The organism is Micromonospora sp. CPCC 205554 (assembly GCF_036902745.1).
Classification (GTDB): Bacteria; Actinomycetota; Actinomycetes; order Mycobacteriales; family Micromonosporaceae; genus Micromonospora; species Micromonospora tulbaghiae.
Genome location: NZ_JBAKHP010000006.1, coordinates 188,979 through 203,916, shown reverse-complemented (window position 1 = coordinate 203,916; position 14,938 = coordinate 188,979). Strand labels below are relative to the sequence as shown.

General features: G+C 72.5%; 12 protein-coding genes. 5 read left to right on the top strand and 7 right to left on the bottom strand.

Annotated features, from left to right (window positions below; genetic code table 11):
- Nucleotide 1: 1 nt before the first annotated feature.
- The 4 genes from V6U82_RS11340 to V6U82_RS11325 form a co-directional block, all read right to left on the bottom strand.
- On the bottom strand, nucleotides 2-619 hold the full coding sequence (locus V6U82_RS11340; protein WP_013288586.1) for a GTP-binding protein: 618 nt from the start codon (nucleotides 617-619) through the stop codon (nucleotides 2-4).
- On the bottom strand, nucleotides 600-962 hold the full coding sequence (locus V6U82_RS11335; RefSeq protein WP_013288587.1) for a DUF742 domain-containing protein: 363 nt from the start codon (nucleotides 960-962) through the stop codon (nucleotides 600-602). The genes V6U82_RS11340 and V6U82_RS11335 overlap by 20 nt, the downstream gene beginning before the upstream one ends.
- A gap of 62 nt (nucleotides 963-1,024) precedes the next feature.
- Nucleotides 1,025-1,432, bottom strand: coding sequence for a roadblock/LC7 domain-containing protein (locus V6U82_RS11330; RefSeq protein WP_013288588.1), 408 nt, complete (start codon nucleotides 1,430-1,432; stop codon nucleotides 1,025-1,027).
- Nucleotides 1,429-4,485: a sensor histidine kinase gene (locus V6U82_RS11325; protein WP_334460864.1), complete on the bottom strand. Its 3,057-nt coding sequence runs from the start codon at nucleotides 4,483-4,485 to the stop codon at nucleotides 1,429-1,431. The genes V6U82_RS11330 and V6U82_RS11325 overlap by 4 nt, the downstream gene beginning before the upstream one ends.
- A gap of 447 nt (nucleotides 4,486-4,932) precedes the next feature.
- On the opposite strand from V6U82_RS11325, the gene V6U82_RS11320 reads away from it, so the two are divergent.
- Nucleotides 4,933-6,114, top strand: coding sequence for an ABC transporter substrate-binding protein (locus tag V6U82_RS11320; protein ID WP_128137574.1), 1,182 nt, complete (start codon nucleotides 4,933-4,935; stop codon nucleotides 6,112-6,114).
- Nucleotides 6,115-6,277: 163 nt separating this feature from the next.
- Here V6U82_RS11320 and V6U82_RS11315 read toward each other — a convergent pair whose 3' ends face one another.
- Together V6U82_RS11315 and V6U82_RS11310 are read right to left on the bottom strand one after the other, a co-directional pair.
- Nucleotides 6,278-7,108 carry an ABC transporter permease gene (locus V6U82_RS11315; RefSeq protein ID WP_442933433.1) on the bottom strand — a complete coding sequence of 277 codons (831 nt, stop codon included), beginning with the start codon at nucleotides 7,106-7,108 and terminating at the stop codon, nucleotides 6,278-6,280.
- A 104-nt stretch (nucleotides 7,109-7,212) separates the two neighbouring features.
- The gene (locus V6U82_RS11310) at nucleotides 7,213-8,241 is read right to left on the bottom strand and encodes an ABC transporter substrate-binding protein (protein WP_128137576.1); all 1,029 of its coding nucleotides are present in this window, start codon (nucleotides 8,239-8,241) and stop codon (nucleotides 7,213-7,215) included.
- A gap of 285 nt (nucleotides 8,242-8,526) precedes the next feature.
- Between V6U82_RS11310 and V6U82_RS11305 the strand changes: the two genes are divergently transcribed.
- From V6U82_RS11305 to V6U82_RS11290, 4 genes are all read left to right on the top strand, one after another.
- Nucleotides 8,527-9,309 carry an ABC transporter ATP-binding protein gene (locus V6U82_RS11305; protein ID WP_334460863.1) on the top strand — a complete coding sequence of 261 codons (783 nt, stop codon included), beginning with the start codon at nucleotides 8,527-8,529 and terminating at the stop codon, nucleotides 9,307-9,309.
- 2 nt (nucleotides 9,310-9,311) lie between these two features.
- On the top strand, nucleotides 9,312-10,262 hold the full coding sequence (locus V6U82_RS11300) for an LLM class F420-dependent oxidoreductase (RefSeq protein WP_334460918.1): 951 nt from the start codon (nucleotides 9,312-9,314) through the stop codon (nucleotides 10,260-10,262).
- Nucleotides 10,259-10,567 carry a cupin gene (locus tag V6U82_RS11295; protein WP_334460862.1) on the top strand — a complete coding sequence of 103 codons (309 nt, stop codon included), beginning with the start codon at nucleotides 10,259-10,261 and terminating at the stop codon, nucleotides 10,565-10,567. Before V6U82_RS11300 ends, V6U82_RS11295 begins: the two co-directional genes overlap by 4 nt.
- Before the next feature lie 74 nt (nucleotides 10,568-10,641).
- Nucleotides 10,642-13,299 carry a hypothetical protein gene (locus tag V6U82_RS11290; protein WP_334460861.1) on the top strand — a complete coding sequence of 886 codons (2,658 nt, stop codon included), beginning with the start codon at nucleotides 10,642-10,644 and terminating at the stop codon, nucleotides 13,297-13,299.
- 46 nt (nucleotides 13,300-13,345) lie between these two features.
- Here the strand turns inward: V6U82_RS11290 and thiC are convergent, their stop codons facing one another.
- Nucleotides 13,346-14,938, bottom strand: a complete 1,593-nt coding sequence (gene thiC, locus V6U82_RS11285; RefSeq protein WP_334460917.1) for a phosphomethylpyrimidine synthase ThiC — start codon at nucleotides 14,936-14,938, stop codon at nucleotides 13,346-13,348.

Below are 14,938 nucleotides of genomic sequence, written 5' to 3'. Positions count from 1 at the left end.
GTCAACCGACCGAGGCCGGGTAGCCGTGCTCGGCCTGGAGGCGGAGCATCGCGTGCTCGACCACCGTGACCAGCACCTGCTTGACCGAGTCCCGCTGGCGGGCGTCGCACAGGACCATCGGCACGTCCGGGGAGATGGCGAGCGCCTCCCGGACCTCCTCCAGCTCGTAGTGCGGCGCGTCGCCGAAGCGGTTCAACGCCACGACGTACGGCAGCTTGCGGTTCTCGAAGTAGTCCAGCGGCGCGAACGCGTCGGTGATACGGCGGGTGTCCACCAGCACCGCCGCGCCCACCGCGCCCCGGATGATCTCGTCCCACATGAACCAGAAGCGGGTCTGGCCCGGCGTACCGAACAGGTAGAGGATCAGGTCCTCGGCCATGGTGATACGGCCGAAGTCCATGGCGACCGTGGTGGTCTCCTTGCCGGGCACCTTCGACGCGTCGTCGATGCCCACTCCGGCCGCGGTCATCAGCGCCTCGGTGGTCAGCGGCTGGATCTCGGAGATCGCCCCGACGAGCGTGGTCTTGCCCACGCCGAAGCCACCCGCGATCACGATCTTCGCGGAGATGATCTCCCGGCCGCGGTTCACCCCGTCGGGGTCATAGTTCGCGAAGTCCACTTAGCACCCTTCCAAGCAGGTTCATCCGCGCCGCGAAACCCGTCGCGGGAGCGGCAGTGTGTAGCGTCAGCAGGCCCTCGGCCACCATGTCGGCGACCAGCACCCGGGTGACGCCCAGCGGCATCCGGGTGTAAGCGGCGATTTCCGCAAGCGACTGCGCCCGGCCCTCACAGACCGAGGAGATGCGGTACTTGTCATGCCCGGCGAAGCGCGCCTCGGCCGACTGCGTAGGCGTGCTCGACAGCACCGCTTCGAGCGCGATGTTCTGCAACGGCTCGGTGCGGCCCCGGGTGACCGCGTACGGCCGCACCAGCGCGCCACGTGGATCACGTCGCGGGTCCATCTCGCGATCACCTCCCCTCGTTCGGAGCCGCGCCGGCTCCGGTCATCAGCTCGCCGGCCCGATCAGGACCGGACCGCGTCTCTCGGCAGCGGGACCAGTGCCTGGCCGACCCGCTCCACCAGCAGCGCCATCTCGTAACCCACCTGGCCGACGTCACAGCTGCGCGCCGCGAGCACGGCCATCGACGAACCGTCGCTGATGGACATCAGGAACAGGTAGCCGCTGTCCATCTCGATGACGGTCTGCAACACCCCGCCGGCGCTGAACATCCGCGCCGCGCCCTCGGTCAGGCTCACCACTCCGGAGGTGATCGCGGCGAGCTGGTCGGCCCGGTCGCCGGGCAGGTCCCGGGAGGAGGCGAGCAGCAGCCCGTCCGCGGACACCGCCACCACGTGCGCGATGCCCGCGACGCTGTCGGCGAAGTTGGTGAGAAGCCACCCCATGTCCTGCATGGCCGCCGGCCTGTTCATCGGTTCGTCTCCTTGGTCGAGGTGCTGTTCAGGTCGGCGCCGGCCGTACGGCCCCGCTGGACGCCACGGTGGTAGGCGGAGAGCAGGCCGCGTACCTCGTCCGGCGTGCGCCGGCTGCGGTCCCGGCCGCTCTTCGGCTCGATCCCGCCGGGCACGAGCTGGGCCTGCGGCACCCGCTTGGGCAGGCCGGAGCGGGTGGTGCCGCCGGTGGTGGGCTCCGCGGCACGGCTGGCCCGCGACCAGCCCTCGTCGGCCGCCGTACGCCAGGCCTCCGGGTCGATCGGCGGCGCGGGCGCGGGCTCGGCGGCGGGTGGCGCCGGGGGCGGCGTCGCGGCCGCCGGCGGCGTGGACGGAACCTCCGGCGGGCTGTACGCGGGCGGCGTGGTCGACGTGGTCAGCCCCGACGCCTGGGCCCCGGGGGTGCGGGTGGGCAGCTTCGGACGAGCCGACGCCGCGGGGGGCGCCACGGCCGGCTGCGCCGGCGCGGGCGGCTCGTCGAACGTGGGACGGGTGAAGATGGTGGTCTCGTCCTCTCCGTGCGAACGGAACCAGACCGCCTCCATCTCCCGGAATATCGGCGCCTCGGCCCGCTGCTCGGGCCGGGCCACCACGGGCGTCGCCGGGGTGCTCTCCACCGCCGGCGCCGCGGCGAGCGGCTGGTAGGCCGGAGGTGCGGCCTGGGTCGCGGGTTGCGCGGTCTCGACACCCGGCGTCCGCTTGGGCAGCGGGTCGAGCGCCGGGTACGCCACCGTCGGTCCCCCGGCCGACCAGCCCGCGCCGGAGACCGGAGCCGGCGCGGTCGCGGGCGCCGCGGCCACCGGGGCGGGCGCCGCCACCGTCGGCAGCGCGCCGGTCGCCCCACCCAGCTGTACGGCGGGAGTGGTGTCGCGCGTCTCGCCGGGCGTCTGCCACCTGGCCGGCGGGGCGGTGGTCGCCCCACGCCACCCGTCGGCGAGCGTCGCGGTGGCCGCGCCCCGCCCGGCACCGGCCAGCGCGTCGGGGGCGCCGGCCTGGCTGAGCGGCGACTGTTCGACGGCGAGCGGCTGACGCGGCCGGGTCAGCGGGGCCTGGCCCCGGTTGGCCGGCAGCACCACAGTCGAGTTCGGCAGCGTGACCTGGGCGACGGTGCCGCCCTCGACGTTGCGGCGCAGCTCGACGCGGATCCCGTAGCGGGAGGCGAGCCGGCTCACCACGGCCAGACCCATCAGCCGGAACGCGGCTACGTCGACGGTCGGCGGCGCGGCCAGGCGCCGGTTGAGCGAGTCGAGCTGGTCGTCGCTGAGGCCCAGACCCCGGTCCTCGACCTGGATCAGCACGTAGTCGCGGATCCGGCGGCCGTCGGCCACCACGGTGGTGTTCGGCGGCGAGAACCGGGTGGCGTTGTCGAGCAGCTCGGCGACCAGCCGGACGACGTCGTTGACGGCGTGCGCGGCGACCGAGATGTCGGTGTCGACGGTGCCGAACTCGATCCGGTTGTAGAGCTCGACCTCGGACTGCGCGGCGCGCAGCACGTCGACCAGGAGCGCGTCGTCGCGACGCGGCACCGCCGAGTCGGCGCCGGCGAGCACCAGCAGGTTCTCGTCGTTGCGGCGCATCCGGGTGGCCAGGTGGTCCAGCTCGAACAGCTGCGCCAGCCGCTTCGGGTCCTCCTCGGAGCGCTCGATCGCGTCCAGCTCGCCGATCATGCGGTCGACCAGGCTCTGCGAGCGGCGGGCCAGGTTGAGGAACATCGCCGACACGCTCGTACGCAGCGCGGCCTGCTCGGCCGCGACCCGGACCGCCTCCCGGTGGACCACGTTGAAGGCCACCGCCACCTGACCGACCTCGTCGCGGTTGCTCAGCTTGATCGGGTCTCGTACCTGCTGGACGATCTCGTCCACGCCGCCGTCACCGATGGCGTTGACGTTCTGGAGCCGGCTCACCGCGTCCGGCAGGTCGTGGTTGGCCACCGCGAGTGCGCCCTCGCGCAGCCGGCGCAGCGAGTCGTTGAGCGAGCGGGCGAGCACCACGGCGAGCGTCACCGCGATCGCGAGCGTGAGCAGCACGAGCAGGCTCTCCACGATCGCCTGCCGGATCACGTCGGCGCGTACCTCGTCGGCGTCGGCCAGCATCTCGTCCAGGAGCTGGATCTCGGCCCACCGCATCAGGTCGTCGACCGCGCCGATGGCGGCGGACGCCTCGTCGCGGGTGACCAGCGAGGGGCGCTCGATCGAGCGGGAGATGTCGCCCGCGACCCGGTCGGCGAGCTGGACGGCGTCACCGGAGACGGTGCGGTCCACCAGTGCCCGCTGGCTCGGCGTCGCGGTCCGGGAGAAGGTGAGCAGCGCCTCCTGCTGACCGGTGAGCGTGGCCACGAAGGACGAGAACTGCTCCTCGTCGATCTGACCGCCGTCGAGGGCGGTGAAGGCCACCGCCTGTTCCTCGGCCACCTCGGCCTTCGCGTGGGCGAACGCGGCAACAGCGCGGCGGGCGTCGGCCAGGCTCTCCGCGCCCGGCTGCTGGGCCAGCGTGTCGCCGTACGCGACCAGGTCGTCCAGCACGATGCCGTAGCGCAGGGTCGCCTCGGCCACCGGCATCTGCAACCGGTCCAGCACCTCCTGGCGGGTGCCGTTCAACGTGGACAGGTGGGCGTCGATCACCTTGAGCTGGTTGCTGATCGCGCCCGGCACCTCGCCGAGCCTGCCCCGCTCCTCCTGGTACGCCGCGATGCGCTCGTCGGTCTGGCGCACCCGCAGGTTGTACGCGTCCGGCTTCTGGTTCGGGTCGGCCAGGAAGACCGCCGCCGCCATCCGCTCCTTGTGCAGGTCCTGGGTGAGCGCCGAGACGTCGACCGACACCGCGCTCAGCGACCGGACCCGGTCCGCCTCGTAGGCGCCCTGACCGACCGAGATGAGTCGGATAGTTGCCAGCGCGATGACAGCTGCCACGGGAACGACCAGGATGAGGGCGAGCTTGGAGCGGATCCGCGCGTCACGCAGCCTGGGCAGGCGCCGGCGCCGGTTCCGCTGATCGGCGTTGGGGCTCCCGGGCAGGGTCGTAGGTCCGGTGCTCACGACATCGCCTCCGTCGTTTCTTCCACGCGCGACCCGCTGACCCGTGCCTGGTGCAGCGGCCAGCGCCACGCGCGGCACGGCCGCGATTTCATCAGACGAGATCCTGTTTGGGAAGCCGCAGTGAGGCAGGAAACGGTCGCGGCCGACGCATCCCGGGATCCGATCACCTAATACCTTCTTTTCTCCAACCCCCTGATCAGGGGATGTCACTCCAGAGTGGTCACGCGCATCTGTGCAGTAATTGTCAGTTAATGTTCCGTGTCCCCAGCATGTGGGATGGCTGTCCCGAAACAGCACTCGTCAGCCCGGCTTGACCACAGGCCCCGGCATTGGCAAGGTTTTGCAGGCTTCGCGCACACCGTACGGCAAACCAATCCCGTTCCTCCACTGAGGACGGACGAGCGGCGGTGATCGGGCGTCGGCCCGCGCCGCACCTGGAGGACTGAGTTGAGCCCCATCCGCTCCGCGCGCATCGCGGCGCTCGCATCGGCCGTGCTGGCCACCACGCTCACCGGCTGCGGGATCGGCGGGGAACCGCAGGACACCAGCCCGATCGTGATCGCCGCCGACCTGGAACTCTCCGGCGCCTCGGCGCCGGTCGGCAAGGTCTACCAACGGGCTCTGCAACTGAAGGTCGAGCAGTTGAACGCCTCCGGCGCACTGGGCGGCCGGAAGATCGATCTGCGGGTCAAGGACAACCGCTCGGACGCAGCGGAATCCTTGCGGAACATCAATGATTTCAGCGGTGACTCGCGCGTGAGCGCCGTCATCATGGGCGGTTGCAACGAATGCGCCGTCGGCGCGGCCCGCACGATCGGCGAGAAGCGCATTCCGACGATCGCACTGGGGTCGTCGAGCGCCATCACCGAGCCGGTGGCCGAGCGCCGATATGTCTTCAAGCTCGCCCCGAACGCCACCGACAGCGCCGCCGCCCTCGCCGGCGAGCTGGACCGGCGCAACATCCGCAAGGTGGCGTTGCTGCACAGCGCCGAGGGTTACGGCCAGGAAGGGCTCGCCGCCCTGCGCCGCGAACTGAGCAAGACCCCGGTCAAGCTGATCGGCAACGAGTCGGTGCGGGTCACCGACACCGAGGTCGGCACGCAGATCAACGAGCTGATCGCCGGCAAGCCGCAGGCACTGGTCCTGTGGACCACGCCGGAGCAGGCGATGCTCGCCGCCACCACAGCCCGGCAGAGCAAGTTCCGCGGGTCGCTGTTCTTCGACGCCACGGCCGCCGGTGACCTCTTCCTGGGCCCGTCGGCCCGCTCCACGGACGAGGCGACGCTGATCTTCACCCAGACCATGGTGATCGACGACGTGATCGCCACCACCCCGGCCAAGGCCGCGCGGCGGCAGTGGTTCCAGGACTACACCGCCCGGTTCGGCGGCTACAACGGCTTCTCCTCGTTCGCGGCGGACGCGGTCCAGTTGATCGCCGACGCCGAGCAGCGGGCGGGCGGCGAGCCGGGCAAGGTCGACCGGGACGCGCTGCGCGACGTGCTGGAGACCTCGCAGCTCGACGGGCTGTCCGGGCCGATCCGGATGACGCCGGACAACCACTCCGGGTTGATGCCGCAGGCGTTGACGACGCTGGTGGCTCGTGGTGGTCGTTGGCGGCTCGCTGGGTAGTCGCCGTGGGGGGCGTGGCCCCACCGCAACCGGCTCCGGGCGGTCAAGCTTGATCCCTGCGCCGGCTGCGGTGGGGCCACGCCTGTCGTGGTCGGCCGCCAGCCGTGGGTTGAGGTCTACCTTCTGGGTCCTCGGTCGACGTCGGGTTCTCTTGTCGGTGCTCTCAGCGGGCTGAGGTGGTGGCGCGGACCCAGGGCAGCGCCAGGCGCTCCACCAGGCTCAGCGCGGCGTAGAGCACGATGCTCATCAGCGCCACCAGCACGATCGCCGCCCAGGCCGTCGCGGTGTCGCCGACACCGTTGTACTGGAGGATCTGGTAACCCAGCCCCGGGCGGTCGGAGTAGAACTCCCCGATCACCGCGCCGATCGCGGCCAGCGGCATGGCCACCTTGAGCCCGACGAAGATCTGCGGCAGCGCCGCCGGGAAGCGCACCTTGCGGAACGACTGCCACCACGAGGCGTTGAGCGACCGGCCCAGCTCCGCCAGATCCGCGGGGGTGGTGGTCAGCCCGGTCGCGGTGGAGAGCACGATCGGGAAGAAGCAGAGCAGGAACACCATGGTCAGGATGGGTTTCTGCCCCCAGCCCACGGCCACCACGAGCAGCGGTCCGAACGCGATCTTGGGAACCGCGTTCACCGCCACCAGCAGCGGCGCGAACATCCGCTCCACCCGGCGGGAGGCGGCCAGCGCCATCCCGATCAGCACCCCGGCCACCGACGAGAGCAGGAAACCGAACAGCGTCATCCAGGTGGTGATGCCCAGCGCGGGCAACAGCACCTCGGTGGTGCTCGTGAGGGACTTCCCCACCGCCTGCGGCGGGGGCAGCGCGGCCGGGTGCACCAGGTTCAGGCCCGATGTGACCAGCCACCAGGCCGCCACCGCGATCACCAGTCCCAGCGCCGGCAACCCGACCGCCGCCGGGCGTACGGCGATCCCGCGCCGGACCGCCGGGCGCGACGGCGCCTCCGGCCGGGCCTCGGTCGACTGTGTCAACGTGTCTCCTCTCTGCGCCGGCCGAGGTGACCGGCGCACGCGAAGGGGGTGCGACCCACCGGGGTGTCCGGCGGGTCGCACCCCCGTTGGCCCGAGCGGGCCGGTCAGGCCTTCGGCGCGAGGTCGAAGTCGATGATCTGGTCCGGGGTCAGGTTCTGCTTGAGCGCACCGGCGCCCTGGAGCAGCGCGATGCTCTTGGCCACCCGGCCGCTGTCCAGCGTGCCGATCGCGGTGCCGGAGTTGCTCGACCGGACGTACGCGGCCATCAGCTGAAGCTCGGCGGAGGCCGCGGCCGGGACGGCGGCCGGCACGTTCTTCTTCAGGATCTCGGCGGCCTCGTCCGGGTTGGCCAGCGAGTACTCCAGGCCCTTGAGCAGCGCGGCGGTGAACTTCTTCACCATCTCCGGCTTCTCCTTGGCGATCTTCGAGGACGTGATCAGCGCGTTGCCGTAGAGGTCCTGCATCACGTTGCTGTACGGCAGGACGACCGGCTCCTTCTTGGTCACCGTCTTGACCGTCGGCTGGCCGACGACGAACTGGCCGATGCCGTCCACCGAGCCCGAGCCGAGCATGCCGATGAGGCCCTGCGCCTCACCGTTGACCCAGGTCACCTTGCTGCCGTCGATGCCGGCGAGCCGCGCGTACGTCGGGAAGAGGTTGCGCACGACGGACGTCGGGGTGTCCGCGAGCTTCTTGCCCTCGAGGTCCTTCGGGGTGGCGATGTTCTTGCCCTCGACCGTGACGATCGCGGCCATGGTGCGCTGCTGGATCGCGGCCACCGCCACGAAGTCCTTCGCCTGGCCGTTGCCGAGCTGGAGGATGCCACCGGTCAGGTCGATCGGGCCGAAGTCGGCCTGGCCGCCGGTGATGGTCTGGATCACGGAGCCGGTGCCCTGACCGGGCTTGATGTCGACGTCGAAACCGGCCTCCTTGAAGAAGCCCTTGTCCTTCGCCACCCAGGCGTAGGAGTCACGCCCGAAGTTGCCGAACGAGGTGAGGTACGTCACCTTCTCCAGCGCCGCGCCGTTGCCGCCGCCGCTCTCGGACTTCTCCGAGTCGCTGCTGCAGCCGCCCACCAGGGCGAGGGCGGTGGCCAGAGCCGCGGCGGCGACCGTACGGGTCAGCCTTCTCATCAGTGCACCATGTCCTTTCCGACCAGGACTTCTTCGCCGGTCGGGTCGTGGGTCCGACGGGGTCGGCAGGTGGGTTCGGCCGACTGGACCGTCGTGAGGGGACTCTTCGCGCGCAACAGCGTACGAGAAGGCAGATGACCTGCCGCCGCCGTCCCGGTTGCGGAACGGAAACGAAGTTGCGTGACGGAAAGCGGACTGACGTCCACCCCGGACAGTGCTATAAGCACCGTCCGCTACGCTAGCCCGGCTCACATTGGGGACGACGTGGAAGGGAGCCGGCGGGAGATGATCCGACTGTCCGGGGTGTCCCGCACCTTCGACGGCCGTTCGGGACGGGTGGAGGCGTTGCGCGGCATCGACCTCGACGTCGCCGAAGGCGAGTTCGTCGCCGTCCTCGGCCGGTCCGGCTGCGGCAAGTCCACGCTGCTGCGCATGATCGCCGGCCTGCTGCCGGTCACCGGCGGTGAGATCACCGTGGGCGGTACGCCGATCACGAAGCCCCGCCGCGACGTGGCGATGCTGTTCCAGCGGCCGGCGCTGCTGCCCTGGCGCTCGGTGCTGGACAACGTGCTGCTGCCGGTGGAGATCTTCGGCTGGCGCCGTGCCGAGCACCGCGACCGGGCCCGCAAGCTGCTGGAGATGGCCGGGCTGGGCGGCTTCGAGAAGCGCCTCCCGCACGAGCTGTCCGGCGGCATGCAGCAGCGCGTGTCGCTGTGCCGGTCGCTGATCGGCTCGCCCCGGGTGATGCTCATGGACGAGCCGTTCTCCGCGCTCGACGCGCTCACCCGTGAGGAACTCTCCGGCGAACTCCAGCGGGTGCACATGGAGACGAAGGCGACGATCGTCTTCGTCACCCACTCGATCGACGAGGCGGTGCTGCTCGCCGACCGGGTCGTCGTGCTCAGCCCGCGCCCCGGCCGCATCCGCGAGGTGGTCGAGGTGAACGTCCCCCGGCCCCGCACGCTGGGCCGCCACGAACACCTGGCCGACGTCGCACGGATCAGCGCCGAGCTGCACGAACTGCTGATGGAGCGGGACGCACCGGGCGTACCCGTGGGAGGACGGTGACCGTGCGGGTGTCGGTGTTCACCGAACCGCACCGCGGTGCGGACTACGACGACCAGCTCCGGTTCGCCCGGCTGGTCGAGGAGACCGGCTTCGAGGGCTTCTTCCGGGCCGACCACTACCGGGCCATGGGGGACGAGCCGGCGCTGCCCGGCCCCACCGACGCCTGGCTGACGCTCGCCGCGCTGGCCCGGGAGACCTCCCGGATCCGGCTCGGCACGCTTGTCACGTCCGCCACGTTCCGGCTCCCCGGACCGCTGGCGGTCATGGTCGCCCAGGTCGACCGGATGAGCGGCGGCCGGGTCGAGCTGGGCATCGGCGCCGGATGGTACGAGCGCGAGCACACCGCGTACGGCATCCCGTTCCCGCGGGTGAGCGAGCGCTTCGACCGGCTCGCCGAGCAACTGGAGATCGTCACCGGGCTGTGGCGCACCCCGTCGGACGAGACGTACAGCTTCACCGGTGAGCACTACCGGCTGGTCGACGCGCCCGCGCTGCCCAAGCCGGTGCAGCAGCCCGGCCCGCCGGTGATCGTCGGCGGCCGGGGACCGAAGCGCACCCCCGACCTGGCCGCCCGCTACGCCGACGAGTTCAACATGCCGTTCAAGAGCGTGGCCGAGACCGCCGCCGCGTACGAGCGGGTGCGGGAGGCGTGCGACCGCGCCGGGCGGGACGCCTCCGGCCGCGCGCCGCTGACGCTCTCCGCCGGCATCGTGGTGGCGATCGGACGCACCGACGCCGAGGCGCAGCGCCGGGCCGCGCCGCTGCACGTCACGAGCGCGCTGCCGCCGGAGGACCCGGTGGTCGGCTCCCCCGCCCAGCTCGTCGAGCGGATCGGTGAGTTCGCCGCGATCGGGGCCACCCGGGTGCACCTGCGCCTGATCGACTTCGACGACCTCGACCACGTGGAGCTCATCGCCGCCGAGGTGCTCCCCCGACTGGACGGACCGCGATGACCGAACTCTCCGCCGGCCTCGAACTCGGCCCGGTGGGCCAGGAGATCGTGTACGAGAACGACCGCGTACGCGTCTGGCACATCCGGCTGGAGCCGGGTGAGCGGCAGCCGCTGCACCGCCACCACCACCCGTACCTGGTGGTGGCGATCCAGGGCGCGAAGAACGTGGTGCAGACGATCGACGGCACCACCATCGACGCCGACGAGCCGACCGGCGGCGTGGTCTACCGCGACCCGGGCGCGGTGCACATGCTCACCAACGTCGGCGACACCACCTACCTGGCGCGCCTGGTCGAGCTGAAGTAGCCGCACCGGCAGGTTCGCCGCGCCGCGCGGCGGCAAGGTGGCGATCGGGGGCACCGGGCCGTAACGTGCCCGACATGGCCTTTCGGACGTGGGGCAGGCTGCTGCTCACGGCGCTCGGCGTGAGCGTACTGGCCGGGGCCGGCCAGTTGGGCATCGCGTACGGCTTCGGAGTCGTACGCCTCGACGGCGCGTTCGTGGACGTCTCGGTCAACCGGTGGCCCGCCCAGCTCGTCTGGGTGGGCTGGTTCGCCGCGGTCGCCACGGTCGCCGGAGCCGTCCTCACCGAACGCTTCGCCCGCCGCGACGACGATCAGGGCGGCACCACCGAACTGCTCTCCATCGCCGGCGTGAGCGCGCTCGGCGCGATGGTGGTCGCCCCGCTGTGCATGCAACCGGCCCGTGCGGCCGAGCTGGGCGGATCCGTCGACCCGGTCTGGGCCGCCGGCATCTGCGCCGCCCTCGGCGCGGTGGTCGGCGCGGGCGCCGCGATCGCCGTCCTGCTCAAGCCGCCGTTCGGCTGGGGCATGGCGATCACCGCCGGGATCGTCTGGCTGCTGGCGCTGCTCTCCGTCGCGCCCACGATCGTCTCCAGCCGCCCGCTGGCCACGGTACGGCTCGGCGTCCTCGAACCCTCCTGGCTCGATCCGGAGGCGGCGCAACGCCTGTCCATGCTGCTGCTGCCGGTGCTCGCGCTGCTGGCCGGCGGGGCGGTCGGCGTACTCGCCCGCCGGGCCGAATGGCCGCCGCTCGTCGGTGGCGCGGCCGGGGCGGCCGGCCCGGTGCTCGTCGCGTTCGCCTACCTGACCGCCGGCCCCGGCTCGGCTACCGACCGCTACCAGGTCGCGCCCTACTACGGCGCGCTGATCGCCGTGCTCGCCGGTGCGCTCGGCTCGACCGCCACCACTGTGCTTCCCCGCCCGGTCACCGCCACCGGTGACCCCGACGCGGTCGAGGCCACCGACATCCTCGCGCCGCTGCCCCACTCGTCCGCTCCGGGCGTGCCGGCCGCACCGCCCGCGCCTCCGGTGACCAGCGGCGCCGCCGCACCGGCGCACTGGAACTGGCCGGAGTCCGGCGGTTCGGCAACGACGACGGCACCGGGCGGTACCCATCTTCCCGCCGCCGTGCAGCCTGCCGTCGCGGGACCGTCCACCGCCGATCAGCCGGCCGTCGGCACGGGACAGCCGGCGGGCGACCGTCCGGCCGTCGTCGACACGGGCCACGGCCAGCCCATGCCGGGCCTGCTGCCCCCGGGGCGCCGGACCTCGGCCATCGACGTCCTCGCCGCGAGCCGCCCCGACCCGGGTTGGGGCACGGTCCCCGGCACGGCACGTACGGACAGCATCGGCGAGCCGGTCGCCACGGACCGCACAGCCACCACTGATCGCGCGGACACCGGCGACCGCTCCTCCGACGCCTCCATCACCCCCGCGTCCGGGCAGGCGACCGGCATCCCGGCGGACAGCGAGGCCGTCTCCGCCACCGCCTCGGATGCCGGCTCGGCAGCGGGGACGGACGACGCCGCACCGGAAGCGGCGGCGACCACGCCACGGGTGACCCGGCCGCGCCGTACCCGCGCCGTCCGGGCCAGCGGGACGACCGACGGGTCGACGTCGACCGCCGACGGCACGGCACCCCGCGCCCCGGACGCCACCTCGAAGGACGCGTCACCGGCCACCGGCGGCACCGTTCCCGGCCCGCGTACGGACAGCGGCGCCCTCGCCGGACCGGTCCCGGCCGACTCGGACAACGAGACCCCCACCGCGCCACCGGCCGAAGCCGCCGGAGACACCGGCGCGACGGGCCGCTCCACCCGCTCCCGGCGCCCCCGCACCCCGAAGGCCGGACCACGCGCCACCGGCCCGGCCGATACCGCGGCGACGACGCCGAACGGCCAAACCGGCACTGCGCCGACGACGCCGAGCGGGCGGACCCGACCGGCCCCGGACGCCACGAACACCGCCCCGATCCCACAGGCCACGAACCCGGCCCGCGCGGACTCCGGCACGCCTGCCGCTTCCCTCGGCAGCCCGGCTCCCCGTGCCGACTCCCCCACCGGGGACGGCGCACCGCCCGGGCGTACCGGACGCAGCTTCTTCTTCGACGACCCGGCGCCGGTCCCGTCGACCCGGCCCCGGTTCCCGATGTTCGAGGACGTCACCGGCGCGCCCGGCGAGGTACGCCCCGCGTGGCCGATCACCCCGGCGGGCCGCCCGCAACGCGCCACCACCGAACCTGACGCTCCGCCCCGCGACGGCGCGCAGGCGACCGTCCCGGCCGAGCCGGCACCGCGCCCCCGGCACCGGGGCCTGCCCGAGCCGGGCGCGAGCACCGGCTGGGACGCGCTCGCCACCAACGCCCGTCCCGCCGGGCCCCGGCCGGAGGCAGGGACCGGCGGGCCGGTCGCCCGGCCGGAGCCGGAGACGGCCGTACCCACCGAGGCCGGTCCGGCATCGCCGAAGGCCGGCCCGACGGAGACGGAGACGGACTCCGGGCGCGGGCGGCACGCCGAACCGGACGACACCGACGCGCCCGCCGGGAAGTCGAAGCCGCTGCGTGGTCTGTTCCGCCGCAACCGGGGGGCCAAGGGCGAGCCGGAGCCGGCCGACAGTACGGCCGAGCCCGGTGCCGCTGCCGACGACGAGTACGTCGACTGGGTCGCCGGTCTCGCCTCGGACGACAACGCCGACGACGCCCGCTCGCTGCACACCGGACGGCACCACCGCGACTGAACGAGCACCGGGGCGGACCGGATCGCACGGCCCGCCCCGGCCTCGCTCACGCCAGCGGCAGGTAGACCCGTGACCCGGAGGCGACGAACTCCTCCGACTTGCCGCGCATGCCCCGCGCCGCGTAGTCCTTCAGTTCCTGCGTGATCTTCATGGAGCAGAACTTCGGCCCGCACATCGAGCAGAAGTGCGCGGTCTTCGCCGGCTCGGCGGGCAGCGTCGCGTCGTGGTACGCCCGCGCGGTCTCCGGGTCGAGCGCCAGGTTGAACTGGTCCTCCCAGCGGAACTCGAACCGGGCCTTGGACAGCGCGTCGTCCCACGCCTGCGCGCCGGGGTGCCCCTTGGCCAGGTCGGCCGCGTGCGCGGCGATCTTGTACGCGATCACGCCCGCCTTCACGTCGTCGCGGTCGGGCAGCCCGAGGTGCTCCTTCGGCGTGACGTAGCAGAGCATCGCGGTGCCGAACATGCCGATCATCGCCGCGCCGATCGCGGAGGTGATGTGGTCGTACGCGGGCGCGACGTCGGTGGTCAGCGGACCGAGCGTGTAGAACGGCGCCTCGTGGCACCACTCCTGCTGGAGGTCCACGTTCTCCTTGATCTTGTGCATCGGCACGTGCCCGGGGCCCTCGATCATCACCTGCACGTCGTACTCCCAGGCGACCTTCGTCAGCTCACCGAGCGTGCGCAGCTCGGCGAACTGCGCCTCGTCGTTGGCGTCCGCGATGGAGCCGGGGCGCAGGCCGTCGCCGAGGGAGAACGTGACGTCGTACTTCGCGAGCAGCGAACACAGCTCCCGAAAGTTCGTGTAGAGGAAGTTCTCCTCGTGGTGCGCCAGGCACCAGGCCGCCATGATCGAGCCGCCCCGGGACACGATGCCCGTCACCCGGTCGACGGCGAGCGGCACGTAGGGCAGCAGCACCCCGGCGTGCACGGTCATGTAGTCGACGCCCTGCTCCGCCTGCTCGACGACCGTCTCGCGGAACACCTCCCAGCTCAACTTCACCGGGTCGCCGCCGACCTTCTCCAGTGCCTGGTAGATCGGCACCGTGCCGATCGGCACCGGCGCGTTGCGCACGATCGCCTCGCGGGTCTCGTGGATGCGCTTGCCGGTGGACAGGTCCATCACGGTGTCCGCGCCCCACCGGGTCGCCCAGGTCAGCTTCTCCACCTCCTCGGCCACCGACGAGGTGACCGCCGAGGTGCCGATGTTGGCGTTGACCTTCACCAGGAACGCCTTGCCGATGACGGCCGGCTCGCACTCCGGGTGGTTGACGTTCAGCGGCAGCACCGCCCGCCCGGCCGCGATCTCGTCCCGGACGAACTCCGGCGACACCGACTCCCGGATCGCCACGAACTCCATCTCCGGCGTGACGATCCCGGCCCGGGCGTACGCGAGCTGCGTCGGCCGCTTCCCGTCCACGCCCGCCAGCGGCGTGCCGGCGCCGCGTACCGGGGCGACGTCGCCGCGCTCGGCGATCCACGGCCCGCGCAGCGCGGGCAGCCCCACCTCCGGGTCGGAGCCGGGACCGGAGGTGTCGTAGAGCCGTACCGGAGGGTTGTCCCCGGTCAGCGTCACCTCGGCGAACGGCACCCGGACGTCCGGGCGTGACCCTTCCACGTACACCTTGCGACGTGCCTGCAC